Source organism: Streptomyces sp. NPDC028722, assembly GCF_040637655.1.
Taxonomy (GTDB): domain Bacteria; phylum Actinomycetota; class Actinomycetes; order Streptomycetales; family Streptomycetaceae; genus Streptomyces.
On the sequence record NZ_JBEZWU010000007.1, the window covers coordinates 16,920 to 34,239 of the forward strand.

At 73.9% G+C, this 17,320-nt stretch carries 13 protein-coding genes; 7 read left to right on the forward strand and 6 right to left on the reverse strand.

Going from position 1 to position 17,320, the window contains the following annotated elements:
* Nucleotides 1–125 precede the first annotated feature (125 nt).
* The 5 genes from AB0F03_RS13370 to AB0F03_RS13390 all read left to right on the forward strand — a co-directional run bounded on the left by AB0F03_RS13370 (nucleotide 126) and on the right by AB0F03_RS13390 (nucleotide 5,412).
* A complete protein-coding gene (locus AB0F03_RS13370; protein WP_361990086.1) occupies nucleotides 126–1,730 on the forward strand; it encodes a lipid II flippase MurJ in 1,605 nt (534 codons plus the stop codon).
* A 58-nt stretch (nucleotides 1,731–1,788) separates the two neighbouring features.
* Nucleotides 1,789–2,481 carry a polysaccharide deacetylase family protein gene (locus AB0F03_RS13375; RefSeq protein WP_361990818.1) on the forward strand — a complete coding sequence of 231 codons (693 nt, stop codon included), beginning with the start codon at nucleotides 1,789–1,791 and terminating at the stop codon, nucleotides 2,479–2,481.
* Nucleotides 2,478–3,635 carry a glycosyltransferase gene (locus AB0F03_RS13380; RefSeq protein ID WP_361990089.1) on the forward strand — a complete coding sequence of 386 codons (1,158 nt, stop codon included), beginning with the start codon at nucleotides 2,478–2,480 and terminating at the stop codon, nucleotides 3,633–3,635. Before AB0F03_RS13375 ends, AB0F03_RS13380 begins: the two co-directional genes overlap by 4 nt.
* A complete protein-coding gene (locus tag AB0F03_RS13385) occupies nucleotides 3,632–4,288 on the forward strand; it encodes a lipopolysaccharide biosynthesis protein (RefSeq protein WP_361990092.1) in 657 nt (218 codons plus the stop codon). The genes AB0F03_RS13380 and AB0F03_RS13385 overlap by 4 nt, the downstream gene beginning before the upstream one ends.
* 77 nt (nucleotides 4,289–4,365) lie before the next feature.
* Complete coding sequence (locus tag AB0F03_RS13390) at nucleotides 4,366–5,412, forward strand: GNAT family N-acetyltransferase (protein ID WP_361990821.1); 1,047 nt, start codon at nucleotides 4,366–4,368, stop codon at nucleotides 5,410–5,412.
* On the opposite strand, the gene AB0F03_RS13395 is transcribed toward AB0F03_RS13390, so the two are convergent.
* A complete protein-coding gene (locus tag AB0F03_RS13395) occupies nucleotides 5,409–6,731 on the reverse strand; it encodes a glycosyl hydrolase (protein ID WP_361990094.1) in 1,323 nt (440 codons plus the stop codon). The genes AB0F03_RS13390 and AB0F03_RS13395 overlap by 4 nt on opposite strands.
* A gap of 177 nt (nucleotides 6,732–6,908) precedes the next feature.
* Here AB0F03_RS13395 and AB0F03_RS13400 point away from each other — a divergent pair, with 177 nt between their 5' ends.
* Entirely contained in the window at nucleotides 6,909–8,198 is a 1,290-nt protein-coding gene (locus AB0F03_RS13400) for an ATP-grasp domain-containing protein (protein ID WP_361990097.1), read from the forward strand.
* On the forward strand, nucleotides 8,198–9,454 hold the full coding sequence (locus AB0F03_RS13405; protein WP_361990100.1) for an NAD(P)-binding domain-containing protein: 1,257 nt from the start codon (nucleotides 8,198–8,200) through the stop codon (nucleotides 9,452–9,454). The genes AB0F03_RS13400 and AB0F03_RS13405 overlap by 1 nt, the downstream gene beginning before the upstream one ends.
* A gap of 249 nt (nucleotides 9,455–9,703) precedes the next feature.
* Here AB0F03_RS13405 and AB0F03_RS13410 read toward each other — a convergent pair whose 3' ends face one another.
* The 5 genes from AB0F03_RS13410 to mmsA form a co-directional block, all read right to left on the reverse strand.
* Entirely contained in the window at nucleotides 9,704–9,931 is a 228-nt protein-coding gene (locus AB0F03_RS13410; protein ID WP_361990102.1) for a chaplin, read from the reverse strand.
* 206 nt (nucleotides 9,932–10,137) lie between these two features.
* Nucleotides 10,138–10,992, reverse strand: a complete 855-nt coding sequence (locus tag AB0F03_RS13415) for an ABC transporter permease (RefSeq protein WP_361990105.1) — start codon at nucleotides 10,990–10,992, stop codon at nucleotides 10,138–10,140.
* Nucleotides 10,989–13,640 carry a CocE/NonD family hydrolase gene (locus tag AB0F03_RS13420; RefSeq protein ID WP_361990108.1) on the reverse strand — a complete coding sequence of 884 codons (2,652 nt, stop codon included), beginning with the start codon at nucleotides 13,638–13,640 and terminating at the stop codon, nucleotides 10,989–10,991. Before AB0F03_RS13420 ends, AB0F03_RS13415 begins: the two co-directional genes overlap by 4 nt.
* A gap of 229 nt (nucleotides 13,641–13,869) precedes the next feature.
* Complete coding sequence (locus AB0F03_RS13425) at nucleotides 13,870–15,357, reverse strand: APC family permease (RefSeq protein WP_361990110.1); 1,488 nt, start codon at nucleotides 15,355–15,357, stop codon at nucleotides 13,870–13,872.
* Between the two features lie 459 nt (nucleotides 15,358–15,816).
* The gene (gene mmsA / locus AB0F03_RS13430) at nucleotides 15,817–17,319 is read right to left on the reverse strand and encodes a CoA-acylating methylmalonate-semialdehyde dehydrogenase (RefSeq protein ID WP_361990113.1); all 1,503 of its coding nucleotides are present in this window, start codon (nucleotides 17,317–17,319) and stop codon (nucleotides 15,817–15,819) included.
* Between the last annotated feature and the right edge of the window lies 1 nt (nucleotide 17,320).

Genomic DNA, 17,320 nt, shown 5'->3' on the forward strand with positions numbered 1-17,320 from the left:
CGCGTCCCACCGCGGCAGTGGGCCCGCCCACGGCCCCGGCGGACCCCGTGCCGGCCCCGCCGGCCCCGCCGGACCCACTGCCCCCGCCGTCGCCGGCCCCCGGACCGACGCACGCGCCCGCACCCGTGCCGCCCGAGGGAACCACCCCCCCGCCCTCCGGCCTCCCCCACCCCACCCGCAGGTTCCTCGCCAGGGCGACGCTCGTCACCGCGTCGCTGTCCATCGCGGCGTCGGTGCTCGGGCTGGTGCGGGACCAGTCGCTGGCGCGGTTGTTCGGGGCCGGGCAGGACACGGACGCCTTCCTGGTCGCGTGGACCGTGCCGGAGTTCGCGGCCACGCTGCTCATCGAGGACGGGCTGGCGTTCGTCCTGATCCCGGCGTTCAGCCGGGCCCTGGCGTGCCGCGCCCAGGGCGCCACGGGGGACCCCGTGCGGTCGCTGGTCGCCGCCACCCTGCCCCGGCTGGCGCTGTCGTTCGCGACGGTCGGGGCGCTGCTCGCGCTGGCGGCGCCGCAGTTCGTCGAGGTGCTCGCCCCGGGCCTGTCCGATCCGGGGCTCGCCGTGGACTGCACCCGGCTCACCGCGACCTGCGTGCTCAGCTTCGGCCTCGCCGGATACTCCAGCGCGGTGCTCCGGGCGCACCGCCGCTTCCTGGCACCGGCCGCGATCTACATCGCGTACAACGTCGGCATCGTGACGGCGATGTACGCGTTCGGTACCCGCTGGGGCGTGCGTTCGGCCGCGTTCGGGGTCGCGGCGGGCGGCTGCCTCATGGTGCTGGTGCAGCTGCCGTCGCTGGTGCGGGAGTTGCGCCACCGCCCGGGGAGGGCGGACGTCGGGGCCGTGAGCACCGCACAGCCGATGGGCGTGCGGTTGCTGGCCACCGTGCTGCTGTTCGCGCTGTGCCGGCAGTCGCAGGTACTGATCGAGCGGTTCCTCGCCTCGGGCCTGCCCGCCGGTGCCATCAGCCACTTGAACTACGCGCAGAAGGTCGCGCAGATCCCGATGACCCTGTCGATGATGCTGTGCACGGTCACGTTCCCGGTGGTGGCGCGGGCCCTGGCCGACGGGGACACCGAGCGGGCCCGGGACCGGGTGGAGCGGGATGTGGCGCTGGCCGCCCGCCTGGTGCTGCTCGGCGCCGCGGTGGTCGTGGCGTGCGCGCCGCAGCTGATCGGGCTGCTGTTCCAACGGGGTGCCTTCACGGCCCAGGACACCGCGGCGACCGCCGGGGTGATGCGGGTCTACGCACTCGGGTTGCTCGGCCAGACCCTGACCGGTGTCCTGGTCCGCTCCTACTTCTCGGCGGGCCGCGTCACCTGGTACCCGATGACTGCGATGATCGCCGGGATCGTCATGACCTGCGGCGTCGGCGCCTGCACGGTCCGGTCCTGGGGGGTCACCGGTATCGCCGCCGCCAACGCCGCCGGCATCACGCTGACCGCCGTCCTGCTGCTCGCCGGCATGCGCCGCCGGAGCGTGCCCATCCGCACCGGGTCCGTGCTGCGCGGGCTGGGGCGGCCGGTGTGGGCGGCGGGGGCGGCGGCCGTGGCCGGCGCCTTCGCGTCGGGCCTGTTCCCGGCCCCGTTCGCCGGGCTCGTGGCCGGCACCACCACGGTGACCGTCGTGTTCGTCGTGCTCGGCCTGGGTCTGGACGCCCGCGGTCCGGCATCCGCTCTCCGTTCCGTACGCACGCACACCCGGAGGCTCGCTCATGCCGTCTTCCGTTGAGTTCGCCCGCGCGGCGACCCGGGCCACCGCCGGCACCGGCCCGGTCCCGTGGATCGCCATGTACCACTCGGTCGGCGACTGTTCCGACGACCCGTACCGCATCACCGTCACCCCCGGCCGGCTGGACCGGCAGCTGCGCTGGCTGCGCGGGCAGGGGCTGCGCGGAGTGTCCGTGGGCGAGCTGCTCGCCGCCCGGGCCCGGGGTGAGGGGCGGGACCTGGTGGGTCTCACCTTCGACGACGGGTACGCCGACTTCGTCGCCCACGCCCTGCCCGTGCTGGCGCGCCGGGAGTGCACGGCCACCCTGTTCGTGCTGCCCGGCCGGCTCGGCGGCGACAACGCCTGGGATCCACGGGGACCACGCAAGCCGCTGCTGACCGCCGACGGCATCCGGCGGGCCGCCGCGGCGGGCGTCGAGATCGGCTCGCACGGCCTCACCCACGTCGATCTGACCCGGGCCGACGACGCGCTGCTGGCGGCGGAGACCGCCGGCAGCCGGGCCGCGCTGGAGGAGCTGACCGGTGTGCCGGTGAGCGGCTTCTGCTACCCGTACGGCACGGTCGACCGGCGTGCCGTGGACGCCGTACGGCGGGCCGGTTACGGCTACGCCTGCGCCATCGACCCCGGCGGGCTGACCGGCCCGCACGTCCTGCCGCGTGTGTACGTCGGACAGAACGACACCGCCGTACACCTGTTCCTGAAGTACCGGCTGCACCAGTTGCGGCGGCGGCCGGTCGAGGGGCTGCGGTGAGGGCGCTGCACGTCATCACCGGGCTCGGGGTGGGCGGCGCGGAGCAGCAACTGCGGCTGCTGCTCCGCCATCTGCCCGTCGAGTGCGACGTGGTGACGCTGACCAGCCCCGGTGCGGTGGCCGACGGGCTGGCGGCCGACGGGGTCCGGGTGCTGCACCTGGGCATGACCGGCAACCGCGACCTGGGCGCGCTGCCCCGGCTGACCCGGATCGTCCGGCGCGGCCGGTACGACCTCGTGCACACCCACCTCTACCGGGCCTGCCTGTACGGGCGGATCGCCGCCCGGCTGGCCGGGGTGCGGGCGGTCGTCGCCACCGAGCACTCCCTCGGGGACTCGCAGATGGAGGGCCGGCCGCTCACCGCGGGCGTGCAGGCGCTGTATCTGCTGGGCGAGCGGCTGGGCCGGTCCACCGTCGCCGTGTCGCCCACGGTCGCCGCCCGGCTGACCCGCTGGGGTGTGCCGGGGCCACGCATCGCGGTCGTGCCCAACGGCATCGACCTGGAACGTTTCGCCTTCGACCCGGTGGCCCGCCGGCGCACCCGCCGGCAGCTCGGCCTGCCCGAGGACGCCTTCGTCATCGGCGGCATCGGCCGGCTCGTCGCCGGCAAGCGTTTCGACGTCGTCGTCCGCGCCCTGGCCGCACTGCCGGACGACTGCCGGCTGCTGCTGGTCGGCGGCGGAGCGGAGGAACGCGCGCTGAGGGAGCGCGCGCGGGCGGCGGGGGTCGCGGACCGGGTGCTGTTCGCCGGCGAGCGGCCGTATCTGCCCGACGGCTCGTCCGGGCCCGGTCTGCCCGCGCTGGCCTCGGCGATGGACGTGCTCGCCGCTCCTTCGCCCGAGGAGGCGTTCGGCCTCGCGGTCGTGGAGGCGCTCGCGGCCGGGCTGCCGGTCCGCTACACCTCCTGCCCGGCCCTGGACGACCTGCCGCCCGGCGCCGCTCCGGACGCGCTGCGCGTCCCCTGTGACGCCGATGCCTACGCCCGTGCGCTCGCCGGGGTCCGTGCCGCCGGACCGGGCCCGCGCACCGCGCCGGAGGCGGCCCGCCACTACTGCATCACCCGCAGTGCCGCCCGGCTCATGGACGTCTACACGGCGACGCTCGCCCGCACGGTCCCGAAGTCCCGCTCCCCTCAGGAGGTCAGCTCCTCATGACCGACAACCACACCCGGCACGACCGCTCCTCCCGTCTGTCCCGCGTCCGCGCGCTGCCGTCCTGGGCGCTGGTGGCGGCCGGCGTCCTCGTGGGCGGACTGCTGGGCGGCGGGTACGGCGTGCTGAAGACCCCGGAGTACACGGCGACCAGCTATGTCATCGCCGTCCCCACGGAGCGGTCCGACACCGTCACCGCGCTCGGTTTCGCCCAGGCCTACGGCCGGGTCGCCACCCAGCTCGCGGTCATCGGCGACGCGCAGGTGGAGGCCGGGGTGCCGGTGCGTACCCTGCGCGCCGGCGTGCGCACCGCGACGTCGCCGGACGCCCCGATGGTGGCCATCTCCGCCGTCTCCGCCCGCCCGTCCCAGGCCGCCGACATGGCCAACGCGGTCGCCCACGCCCTCATCCGGCACGCCGACGCCGCCAAGGCCGGCACGCACGTCGGGCTGCTCCAGTTCTCCCGGGCGGTGACGCCGGGCGAGCCGGGTTCGGCCTCCGCCGAGGTGACCGGGCTGGTGGGAGCGAGCGCGGGCGGGCTGCTCGGCGCCCTGGCGCTGCTGGTCCGGCCGAGGCGCCGGCCGGAGGACGAGACGGTGCGCCCGGCCTCGGTGCCCGGCCCGGCCGTCGCCGCCGACGCGCACGGCCAGCTGTGACCGCGACGTACAGGACGCGCACCGCACCCGCCGTCCTCACCGTGGAGGTGGTCACCGACGAGGCCGCCTTCGCGGCCATGACCCCGGCCTGGGGGCGGTTGTACGAGCGGTGCGCCGCCGCGACCCCGTTCCAGACCCATGCCTGGCTGCACTCGTGGTGGCTGTCGTACGGCCGGCCCGGCCGGCTCCGGCTGCTGGTGGTGCGGGCCGGCCGCGACCTGGTGGCCGCCGCGCCGCTGATGCTGGTGAACCGGCCGCTGCCCGCGCTGGTGCCGCTCGGCGGGGGGATCTCCGACTACACGGACGTCCTGCTGGACGACACCGACGACGGCCGGGCCGCCGGTGCGCTCACCGAGGCGCTCGCGGACGCGGCCCGCACGGCGCTGGTGGATTTCCGGGAGGTGCGCCCGGGCGGGGCGGTCGAGCGGGTGTACGACCGCTGGAGCGGGCCGCGCCGCGTGGTCCGCGACTCGCTGTGCCTGGAGCTGCCCGCCGTGCCCATGGGCGAGCTGATCGCCCGGCTGCCGTCGGCCAAGTCCGGCCAGCGGGCGCGGGCCCAGCTGCGCAAGCTGGCCGCGCTGGGGGTGTGGCGGCGGGCCGTGGGCCCGGAGGAGGTGGAGGCGGCGCTCGGCCTCCTGCTGGAGCTGCACCGCCTCCAGTGGCAGGGGCGGAAGGTGACCGGTGAGCATCTTCGGCCCCGGTTCCAGGAGCATCTGGTGCGCTCGGTGGGCCCGATGGTGCGCTCGGGCAACGCGGTGGTCACCGAGTTCCGGATCGGCGAGGAGGTGGTGGCCGTCGACCTGACCCTGCTCTCGCGCAGCGTGACCGGGGGCTACCTCTACGGCGCCCATCCGAGCCTCAGGCAGCGGAAGGCGGACGTGGCGGTGATGCTGCTGGACGCGTCCGCCGAACACTGCGGCGGCGGCCTGGCCGGCACGCTGAGCCTGCTGCGCGGCGACGAGCCGTACAAGCGCCACTGGCGGCCCGAACGGGTCGTCAACCAGCGGTTCCTCATGGCCCGGCGGCGCACCGCCCCGCTGCTGACAGCCGCGTTGTGCGACGCGACCGCCCGGCAGCGGAGCAGGGAGGTGCTGCACCGGTGGCGATCACGCGGGCAGGGCTAGCGGCTCCGCGACCACCAGTCGGAGCGGACGCAGAGCTTTCCGCCGAGCCAGTGCTCGACCCAGTCGCCGAGCTCCAGCGGCGAGCAGCCGGCCGTGGGCTCGGTGGTGGGCGTGGGCCTGGGGACGGGGGTCGGTGCGGGCGCCGGGGCCGGCTGGTCGGTGCGGCCGTACAGGGTGGTCCGGTAGATCCGCGACGAGCGGGGGTTCTGCGAGCACTGCCACACACCGTGCGGGCAGTAGTCGGTCAGCGCGTTGTACAGCGGCCGGTGTTCGTCGATCCAGGCGAGCATACGCCGCATGTACTCGGCGTTGTCACCGTTTCGGAACAGGCCCCATTCCGGATAGGAGATGGGCTTGCCGTGCAATTTCGCGAATTCCACGTGCCGCTGGAGGCCGAAGGGCTCCTTCACCTGTTGGTCGAACGACATTCCACTCGGCTGGTCGTAGGAATCCATGCCGATGATGTCGACCGTGCCGTCCCCCGGGTAGCACTCGGTCCAGGGCACGGCGTCCCGACCGCGGCTCGGCGTGAAGTCGAACCGGAAAGCCTGGCCCGGCACCGCGCGCATGGTGGTGACGATCCTGTTCCAGTACGTCTTCCAGGCCTGGGGGTCCGGTCCGCAGCGATGGGTGTAGGTGGTGCCGTTCATCTCCCAGCCGAGCACGATGACCGTGTCCGGCACCTTCAGCCGTACCAACTGCTCGGCCAAGGCCCTGAAGTGACGGTCGAACGCACCGGCCGCGGCCTGCCCCAGCAGCCGCCGCACCTCGGAGTCGGGGAGGTTCTCCTCGTTGCGTTCCTGCATCGGCACGTTGAGGACGAGGGTGCGGTCGGCCTGCTCGCGCCGCCAGTGCGCCCAGACGTCCAGGAAGCCGGGTGGGCCCTCGATGTCCTGCCAGCGGCCGCCGGGCAGATAGGTGTGGGCGACCTTCAGCTCGGTCCCGCCGAGCCAGTGGCTCAGCTCGGCCATCCGGGCGACGCCGCGGGCCCCGGAGTCCAGGAAGGCCCCGAACGGCGGGGCCGCCCTCATCGGTACCGGCGTGGCCGGTGCGGCCTGCGGGACGCCCTGCCACGTCGGAGTGGGCTGCGCGGTGGCCTGTGGGGCCGCCGGTGCGAGCGGGACGACCGGTGGAGTCGCCCGTGCCGGTGCCGTCGGTGTGGTGGTGCCCGGGGTCGTCGGGGCGGGCGCGGGAGGGCCGGTGACCCACACCGCCCCCACCGCGGACCGGGGTCCGGTCGCCAGGACGACCGCCGCGGCGACCGCCGCCGCGACCACGGCCAGCCGCCGGGACCGGTCCCGTCGCTGCTGTGAAGCCATGCCTGCCCCTCTCTCCGCTCGACCGCGTCGCCGCCGTCTATTTCCCCGTTATTGACACATAGTCATATTCGTACAAATTTCGCCAGTGCGGTTGCGGCTTTCAGGTGGCCCGAACCCCCGCACGGGCGAACGGACCAGAAAAGACCGAGAAAAAGACCGAGAAAAAAGGAATCGCCCGTGTCGCTACTGGACAGCCGGGTCCCCGCAGTGCTGCTGCGGATCGACCGGAATCCCTTTCACCACGGCACCCTGGGTGCCGTGCGCTCGCTCGGCAGGGCCGGGGTGGAGGTGCACGTCGTCGCCGACTCCATGGCGAGTCCGGTGCACGCGTCGCGCTTTGTACGGCAGATGCATCTGCCGCCCGCGCCCGGCGCGTCCACCCGTGAGATCGCCACCGTGCTGCACCGGGTCGCGGCCGTGGTCGGCCGCCCGGCCGTGCTGATCCCGATGGACGACGCCGGCGCCATCGCGGCCGGCCTGCTGCGGGAGGACCTCGCGCCCGCCTACCTGCTGCCGCGGCAGCCGGGCACCCTGCCCGGGCGGGTGGCGGACAAGGCGCAACTGGCCGGCATGTGTGCCGCCACCGGCGTCCCGCACCCGGTGACCCTGGTCCCGGACAGCGCCGAGGACGCGGCGGCGGCCACCCGGCGGCTGGGACTGCCGGTGGTGGCCAAATGGAGCCGGCCCTGGCTGGTGCCGGCCGGCATCGGACTCCGCTCGACCGTGCTGGTGCACTCGGCACGGGAGGCCCGGGAGCTGTACCTTCGCACCGGCGAGGCGGGCAGCCCGCTGCTGTTGCAGGCCTACCTGCCGCCCGGCCCGGGCCTCGACTGGTTCTTCCACGGGTACGCCGACCACGCCGGTGTCCTGCGTGCCGGCGGGTCCGGGAACAAACAGTTGGCGTGGCCGCGCGGGGCCGGCCTGACCGCGGCCGGCCGGTGGACGCCGGACCCCGAGGTGCGGGCACTGGCCGAACGGCTCACCGGCGAACTGGGCTACCGGGGCATCTTCGACCTGGACTTCCGCCGCTGCGGCCACACCGGCCGCTACCACCTGCTGGACTTCAACCCCCGCCCCGGCGCCCAGTTCCGGCTGTTCAGCGACAGCGCCGGCCTGGACGTCGTACGGGCCCTCCACCTGGACCTGACAGACCGTCCGCTGCCGGCCGGGGTGCCCCTGCCCGGGCGGGAGTTCGTGGTGGAGAACTACGCGCCGCTGAACGCGCTGCGTCCCGCGCCCCGGGGCCGCGAACTGGCCTGGCACGCCCCGGACGACCCGGCGCCCGGCCGGGTGATGTGGGCGCTGTGGGCCCGGCACGTGACGGGCCGGCTCGCCGGACGCCTGCCCCTTCGCGCGAGACAGGCGCCATCGCCCGCGCCGCGGCCCCGGCCCGGCACCGTCCCCCGGGTGAACGCCCGGGACCTCCCGCACGCCCTGACCGACGACGAGAAAGCGAGCAGCTGCTGATGTACGACCTGTTGGTGGTGGGCGCCGGCCCGTACGGCCTGTCCATCGCATCGCACGCCGCGGCGGCCGGGCTGAACGTCCGCGTCCTCGGGCGGCCCATGGAGTCCTGGCGTGATCACATGCCGCGCGGCATGTTCCTGAAGTCGGAGCCGTGGGCGTCCAACCTGTCCGACCCCGAAGGCCGTTGGCGGCTGGACGTGTTCTGCGCCTTCCGCGGCATCACGGCCCGGCACGCCGAGCCGGTCCCGCTGGAGATCTTCGCCGAATACGGCGTGTGGTTCGCCCGCAACGCCGTCCCCCGGGTCGACGAACGGATCGTGACCCGGGTGGCGCCCCGCGCAGGCGGCTTCGAGGCCGTCACCGAGGACGGGGAGACGCTCCCCGCGCGGACCGTCGTCGTGGCCGTGGGCGTGCTGCCGTTCACCGAGATCCCGGCCGCCCTGCGCGGCCTGCCGCCGACCCTGGTCTCGCACAGCAGCCATCACGCCTCGCTCGACCGTTTCCGCGACCGGGACGTCACCGTGATCGGCGGTGGCCAGGCGGCCCTGGAGACGGCCGCGCTCCTCGCCGAGCAGGGCACCCGGGTCCGGGTGCTGGCCCGCGCGGACCGGCTGTACTGGAACGACGTGCCCCCGCCCTGGGAGCGCCCCTGGTGGCGTTCGGCCCGCTCCCCGCACAGCGGACTGGGCCCCGGCTGGCGGAACTGGTTCTACGCCGAGCGGCCCGGCCTGTACCGGCGGCTGCCGGAGCGCACCCGGACCCGGATCGCGGCCGACGCGCTGGGCCCGGCCGGTGCCTGGTGGGTGCGCGAGCGGGTGGAACGGCAGGTGGAGGTGCTGCCGGGCCAGGAGGTGGTGCGGGCCCGTGAGGTACCGGGCGGGCTGCGGCTGGAGACCGCGGCCCGGCGGGGCGGTCCGGCCGTGCTGGAGACGGAACACGTGATCGCCGCGACCGGGTTCCGGGCCGGCCTCGACCGGCTGCGGCTGCTCTCCCCCGACCTGCGCGCGCTGCTGGTGACGGGCACCGACGGGGCACCGGAGGTAGGGCTGGAGTTCGAGTCGTCGTACCCCGGTCTGTTCCTGGCCGGTCTGGTCACGGCCGCGGGCTTCGGCCCGGCGATGCGGTTCGTGCACGGCGCGACGTTCACGGCGGGCACGCTGGTGCGCGGGGTACGGCGGCGGCTGCGCACGGGGCCGGCCGACTGGGACGCCCGGGCCGGCCGGCGTCACACGGTGCCGGAGACGGTGGGACGCTGACCGCTGCCGCACGGCAGGGTGCCGGGCCCGGGCCCGGCACCCTGCGCGCTACCGACGGGAGGCGGCCCTCCCCCGCCGGTACAGGACCGTGCCGGTCACGATCAGCGTGACGGCGGCGACCGAGGCCACGATCATGGTCCGGACATCGAAAAAGCGGGAAAGCCGGCCCCGGAACGAAGGATCGACGGATCCACGCTCCGGGGCCGGCCATGACGCAGCCGGTGGGCTGATGGTTCGCGCTGACGGGGGTCAGTCGTTGACGCAGACGTTGCCCGCCGTCGGGTTCAGCGCGCCGACGACGTTGACGGTGTTGCCGCAGATGTTGATCGGGACGTGGATGGGGGCTTGGACGACGTTGCCCGACAGCACGCCCGGCGAGTTGACGGCGACGCCGTTCGCAGTCGAGTCGGCGAAGGCGGGTCCGGCCAGGCCCAGGGCCAGGACGGCGCCCGTGACAACGGCAGCGGTTCTCTTCATGGATGTTCCCTTCTTCGGGTCATGCCACGATGACCGGCCAGACCGTGTGAGCAAGGCGTGGACGGTCGCGGCACGGAACGAGGGATAGACACGACGGGAGGTCGCAGAACGCGGACCGTCCGGTATTCACTCGATCGCACCGCTTCTCACACGCGTCCCGTCGACGGAAGAGTCGGTGGAGGCCGGCAGGGTGTGCGCACCCGTCCCTAGGAGACGACGTCCTTGCGGGAGAAGCCACGGAAGGCCAGGGCGAACAGCACGAGCGCGTACGTCACGGACAGCGCGCTGCCCTGGATCATCCCGGACCACTCGGGGTGCGGCTGGACGGCGTCGGCCCAGGCGAACTGCCAGTGCGCGGGCAGGAAGTCCCGCCAGTGGCCGAGGGCGGTGACGGCGTCCAGGACGTTGCCGACGATGGTCAGACCCACCGCGCCGCCGACCGCGCCGAGCGGGGCGTCCGTCTTCGTGGACAGCCAGAACGCCAGCCCGGCGGTGACGAGCTGCGAGACGAAGATGTACGCCACGGCCGCCACGAGCCGCTGGGCCGCCGTGCCCGTGTCCAGCGCGCCGCCCGTGGGGATCTCCAGCGGACCCCAGCCGTAGGCGGCCGTGCCGGCGGCCAGGGCGACGAGCGGCAGCAGCAGCATGGCGGCGAGACTCAGGCCGAGCGCCACGACGAGCTTGGACCACAGCAGCCGGGCGCGGGGCACGGGCGCGGCGAGCAGATAGCGCAGCGAGGACCAGCTCGCCTCCGAGGCGACCGTGTCCCCGCAGAACAGGGCGACCGGGATGACCAGCAGGAAGCCCGCCGAGACGAAGAGGTTCACGGCCGCGAAGTTGGCGCCGGACGCGGTGGCCGTGTCCATCAGGGTGACCTGGTTGTTCCGGGCGCCCGGGTCGCCGCCGACGGCGAAGGCGATCAGCAGGACGAAGGGCAGGACGGCCAGGATCGCGCCCATGACCAGCGTGCGCCGCCGGGTGAGCTGGCGGACCAGCTCCACGCGCAGCGGCAGGGTGCGGCCCGCCCGGTAGCCGGGGGCGACCTCGGTGAGCGTGCTCATGCGGCACCTCCGATCAGGGTGAGGAAGGCGTCTTCCAGGCGGCGGTGGGGGCCGACCGAGACGACCGGCACCGCCAGCCGGACCAGCTCCACGACCAGCCGCTCGGCGGTGCCGTCCGGTCCGAGCCGGATCAGCAGCCCGTCGTCGGCACGTACGGCGGAGGCGACACCGGGCAGCGCGGCCACCTTCTCCACCACCGGCTCCTCCACGGGCGCGGCGGTGCCGACCAGCAGCGTGTCACCGGCGCCGGTGATCTCGCGGACCGGGCCGGCCTGCACGAGCCGGCCGCGGTCCATGACCACCAGGTGGGTGCAGGACTGTTCGACCTCGGCGAGGAGATGGCTGGAGACGATCACGGTGCGGCCGGCGGCGGCGTAGCGGATCATCACCTCGCGCATCTCGCGGATCTGGGGCGGGTCGAGGCCGTTGGTGGGCTCGTCCAGGATGAGCAGGTCGGGCAGGCCGAGCATGGCCTGGGCGATGGCCAGCCGCTGGCGCATGCCCTGGGAGTAGGTCCGCACGGCGCGGGCGAGCGCGTCGCCGAGGCCGGCGATCTCCAGGGCCTCGTCCAGGTGGGCGTCCTCGGGCGGGCGGCCGGTGGCCCGCCAGTACAGCTCCAGGTTGTCCCGGCCGGACAGGTGCGGCAGGAAGCCGGCGCCCTCGACGAACGCGCCGACCCGGGAGAGCACGGTGGCGCCCGGCCGGATGGTGTGACCGAACACCCGGATCTCGCCGTCGTCCGGCACGATCAGTCCCATCAGCATGCGCAGGGTGGTGGTCTTGCCCGCGCCGTTGGGTCCGAGCAGGCCGAGCACCTGGCCGCGTTCGACGCGGAAGGACAGCTCGCGCACCGCGTACCGGTCGGCGGAGCCGGCGTACCGCTTGTGCAGGTCCCTGATCACGAGCGGGACGTCGGCCAGCTCCGGGTCGGGTGCGGGGGCCGCGGTGCGGCGGCGGGCGGTGAGCAGCAGGGCGAGCGCGGTGAGCACACCGGCCGCGGGCAGCCACCACACCCAGGCGGGCAGCGGGGCCGCGGCGGTGGTGACGGCGGGGGCCGTCGGCACGCTCAGGCCGCCCTTCAGGGCGACGGTGTAGGTGGCCGGGGCGGCCGGTGAGGCGTAGCCGAGGTCGGTGGAGGCCAGGACCAGGCGGACCCGGTGGCCCCTGCGTACCTCGTGGTCGATCGCGGGGAGGGTGACCGTGACGTCCTTGCCGGCCTTGGCGCCGGTCACCCGGAAGGGGGCGACCAGCTGGGCGGGCAGCACCTGCCCGATGCCGTCGGGGGCGACGTCGTAGACCTTGCCGAACAGGACGGCGTCGTCGCGGGTGGAGGTGACGTGCACGGTGGCGGTCGGGGCGCCGGTGATTTGCAGGTCGCGGGTGAGGGGTGCCGAGTCGAAGCGCGCGTACTGGCCGGGGAAGTCCAGGGAGACGCCGACGCCGAGCGCGGACAGCTGGGCGAGGCCGCCGGAGCCGCCGAGGCCGGGCAGGGCGGAGACGCCGGGCGGGCTGGCACCGGCCGGGTTGGCGACGTGCTGGGTGCGGCCGGTGAGGGCGAGGGTGTGCGGGTGGTCGTGCAGGCCGGGGTAGGCGCCGGCACTGGCGCCGCGCAGCTGGGCGGTGCCGTCGGTGGAGTCGACGCCTCCGGTGCGGGTGATCCGGAAGGCCGGGCCGGTGTCGGCGGCCTTGTCGCCCTTGAGGTACCGGTCGAACCACGCACGCACGCGTGCTTCGACGCGGCCGGTCTCCATGTCGCCGCCGTCGTGTCCGCCGGCGATCCAGTCGACGTCGACAGGGGCGCCGTTCGCCCGGATCGCCCGTTGGGCCGCGTCGGCCTGGCCGAGGGTGAACAGGGAGTCCGTCTGCCCCTGCACGAGCAGGGTGGGCACCTTGATGCGGGTGCCGACGGCGGACGGCGAGCGCGCCTCCAGCAGGGCACGGGCGGCCGGGTCCGGGGTGCCGGACTCGGCGACCCGGTCGTACATCCGGCACAGCGCGGGCTGGAACTTCGCGCAGCCGCCGCCGGCGTTCATGAAGATGCCGGTCCACAGCTTCTTGAACACCCCGTCCGGGAAGAGGGCGTCCGCGAGGTTCCAGTAGGTGATGGCCGGGGCGATGGCGTCCACCCGGCGGTCGTGGCCGGCGGCGAGCAGCGAGACGGCGCCGCCGTAGGAGCCGCCGGCGACGCCCACGCGCGGGTCGCCGGGCCCGTCGAGCCGGACCTGGGGCTGCCGGGCCAGCCAGTCGACGAGCCGGGAGACGTCGGCGACCTCGCCCTCGGGGTCGTTCAGCCCGATCTTCCCGGTGGACCGGCCGAAGCCGCGCGCGGACCAGGTCAGCACCGCGTATCCGTCGCCGGCGAGGTCCTCGGCCTGCCGGCGCATGTCGTCCTTGCTGCCGCCGAAGCCGTGCGCGAGCAGGACGGCGGGGTGCCGGCCGGCGGTGGCCGGGGTGAAGAACGAGGTGTCCAGGCGCACCCCGTCGACCGCCATGACCCGGTCGTCGCGGCGCACGGCCCGGGTGTCGTCGGAGGCGACGGCCGCCGTCCACGTCCCGGCACCGGCGAGCACCACGACGGCGGCCGCGCCGGCGAGGAGCCGGCGCGGCCCGCGCAGCAGCGCCCGCAGCCGAGGAGGTCGAAGATCCATGCTCCAACGGTAAGGGCCGCCACCGACAACCGCTGCTGCCGCCGGTCGGAGCCGTACGCCCTCCCTGGGGCGTACGGCCCCGTCCCGGCGTACTTCACACGTGGTACGACGACCCCCGTGCGGAGCCGGCGCGGCCGCCACCCTCGACCCCTGGGGCCTCTCGTTCGGATCATGCCGGGCTCGCGGGCCCTGGCACCGCGCCCTGATCCGGCCTGATCCGAACGAAAGACTAGGCCTGTGCCGCCCCGGGGAGCGGCGTGCCCGCGGCGAGCTGCGTTCCCCCGGCGACCGGCGCGTTCTCGGCCGCCTGGGTGTTCTTCGCCGCCTGGCCGTCCTGGGGGATGGACACCAGCCAGCGGGTCTCGCGGCGCGGGCGCAGGTAGAGCGCCCAGTAGAGGGTGGCGACGGCGGTGATGCCGCCGGTCCACAGCAGGTAGGACGCCTCCTGCTGGGTCAGGATGTAGGCGAGGACGGCGATCAGCAGGAGCGGGACCGCGGGCCACAGCGGCATCCGCCAGGCGGTCGTGTGCTTGTGGGAGCCGCGGCGGGCGAGCAGGGCGGCGACCGCGACGAGCAGGTACATGCCGGTCACCGAGACGCCGGTGACGCCGTACAGGGTGTCGAGGTTGACGAAGCAGAGCAGCGCGCCGGGGACGCCGACCGCGAGCGTGGCGACCCACGGGGAGCCGAAGCGGCCGAGCTTGGCGAAGACGGTGTTGACGGGGCCGGGCCAGGCCTTGTCCCGGGCGGAGGCGAACAGCACGCGGGAGTTCTGGATGACCATGACGATGCCCGCGTTGATGATCGCCAGGGCGACGCAGAGGCTGACGAAGGTGCCGACCGCGGAGTTGGACCAGGCGGTGACCATGGCGCTGATGTCGCCGCCGGTCAGCTCCTCGAGGTCGCCGGCGCCCATGGTGATGGCGGCGACCGGGACCAGGATGACCACGGTGGAGATGGCGAGGGTGGCCATGACGGTCCGGGCGACGTTGCGGCGCGGGTTCTCCAGTTCCTCCGAGAGGTAGACGGCGGTGGAGAAGCCCTGGGTGACGAAGAGCGCGATGGCGAGCCCGGAGACGACCAGCATGGCGGTCACGGTGTCCGCGTGGCCGCCGGACCCGGCGACCTGCATGGAGGTGAGGCTGCTCAGCCCGCGGTGGCTGTGGGAGAAGCCGAGCAGGGCGACGACTCCGGCGGCGATGACCTCCAGAACCAGGAAGATGCCGGTGATCCAGGCGTTGGCGCGCAGGTCGAGCAGGCCGGCGAGGGTGGCGAGCAGCATGACGCCGGCACCGGTCATCGCCGGGTCGAGGTGGACGAGCGGGGCGAGGTAATCGGCGGTGCCCATCGCGATGACGGGCGGCACGATCATCACGACCAGCAGGGAGAGGACGAAGACGAGCCAGCCCGCGAGCCGTCCGGCCATCGTGGAGACCATGGCGTACTCGCCGCCCGCGCTGGGGATGAGGGTGCCCAGCTCGGAGTAGCAGAAGGCGACGGCGATGCAGAGGAGGGAGCCGATGCCGATCGTGAGGGCGGTGGCGGTGCCGAGTGAACCGAACAGGTCGGGGACGACGACGAAGAGCGTGGAGGCGGGCGTGACGCAGGACAGCGTCAGCAGCGTGCCGCCGACGACACCGATGGAGCGCTTCAGCTCGGGTGCGGGTGCTGTCGCGGTGTCGGTGGCGGCCACGGACTTCGGGAGCGTGTCGGTCATGCGGCGGTTCCGATCGACGTGAGCGGCTGAGGGTGGGGGTCGGGAGCGATATCGCCTCCGGCGGATCGTCGTACGTTCATCTCGTCCGCTCCCGGCGTTGCCTAGAGAACCCCGACGAAAACCGCCACGTCAATGGCCGTTTACCTGCGGAATCCGCACCCGCGGAAGATCCGGCGGCGCATCACTTTCCCAGGCTGTGACGCCCTATAGGTGCATCCATCAAGCTTGAACCAAGTGTGACCTTGCTTTTAAAGGTAATGCGCGCGAAACCCCTTCACCATCCGTTTCGTCCGGCTGGAACGGGAACCGCAGCGCGTGTTTCAAAAAAATGTCAGTCGTCCGCTATCCGGACGGCCGATCTGGTCGCGCTCATGCCAACATCACCCGCTGGTCCGGGGCCGGACACGACGGCGCCCCGCCCCTCCGGCGCGGAGGAGACGGGGCGCCGTGCCGCCCGGCTCAGTGGTTGCGCGGGAAACCCAGGTCCACGCCCGTCGGGGCGTCGGCCGGGTCGGGCCAGCGGGTGGTGACGACCTTGCCGCGGGTGTAGAAGTGCGTGCCGTCGTTGCCGTAGATGTGGTGGTCGCCGAAGAGCGAGTCCTTCCAGCCGCCGAAGGAGTGGTAGCCGACGGGGACCGGGATCGGCACGTTCACGCCGACCATGCCGGCCTCGACCTCCAGCTGGAAGCGGCGGGCGGCCCCGCCGTCCCGGGTGAAGATCGCGGTGCCGTTGCCGAACGGCGAGGCGTTGATGAGCGCGAGCCCCTCCTCGTAGGTCTCGGCGCGCAGCACGCACAGCACCGGGCCGAAGATCTCGTCCTGGTACGCCTTCGCGCCGGTCGGCACCTTGTCGAGCAGCGAGATGCCGAGCCAGTGGCCGTCCTCGTAGCCCTCGACGGTGTACCCGGTGCCGTCGAGCACGACCTCCGCGCCCTCGGCGGCGGCACCGGAGACGTACGAGGCGACCTTGTCGCGGTGCGCCCTGGTGATCAGCGGGCCCATCTCGGACGCCGGGTCGTTGCCCGGACCGATCTTGATCTGCTCGGCGCGCTCGCGGATCTTCTCCACCAGCGTGTCGCCGATCGCGCCCACGGCCACCACGGCCGAGATGGCCATGCAACGCTCGCCCGCCGAGCCGTACGCCGCCGAGACCGCCGCGTCGGCCGCCGCGTCCAGGTCGGCGTCCGGCAGGACCAGCATGTGGTTCTTGGCGCCGCCGAGCGCCTGCACGCGCTTGCCGTGCGCGGAGGCGGTGGTGTGGATGTGGCGGGCGATCGGGGTCGAGCCCACGAAGGAGACGGCCTTGACGTCCGGGTGCTCCAGGAGCCGGTCGACGGCCACCTTGTCGCCGTGGACGACGTTGAACACACCGTCGGGCAGGCCCGCCTCGGCCAGCAGCTCGGCGATCCGGACGGAGGCCGAGGGGTCCTTCTCGGACGGCTTCAGCACGAAGGTGTTCCCGGTGGCGATGGCCAGCGGGAACATCCACATCGGGACCATCGCGGGGAAGTTGAACGGCGTGATGCCCGCGACGACACCGAGCGGCTGGCGGATCGAGGCCACGTCGACCCGGCTGGCGACCTGCGTGGACAGCTCGCCCTTCAGCTGGACGTTGATCCCGCAGGCCAGGTCCACGATCTCCAGGCCGCGCGCGACCTCGCCGAGCGCGTCGGAGTGCACCTTGCCGTGCTCGGCGGTGATCAGCTCGGCGATCTCGTCGCGGTGGGCGTCCAGCAGCGCGCGGAACCGGAAGAGGATGGTGGTCCGCTGGGCCAGCGAGGACTGGCCCCAGGTCAGGAAGGCGTCCTTGGCGGCCGCGACCGCCGCGTCCACCTCCTCGGCCGAGGCGAAGGCGACCTTGGTGGTGACCGCGCCGGTCGCCGGGTCGGTGACCGGCCCGTACGTGCCCGACGCGCCTTCGACGGTCTTTCCGCCGATCCAGTGGTTGACGATCTTCGTCATG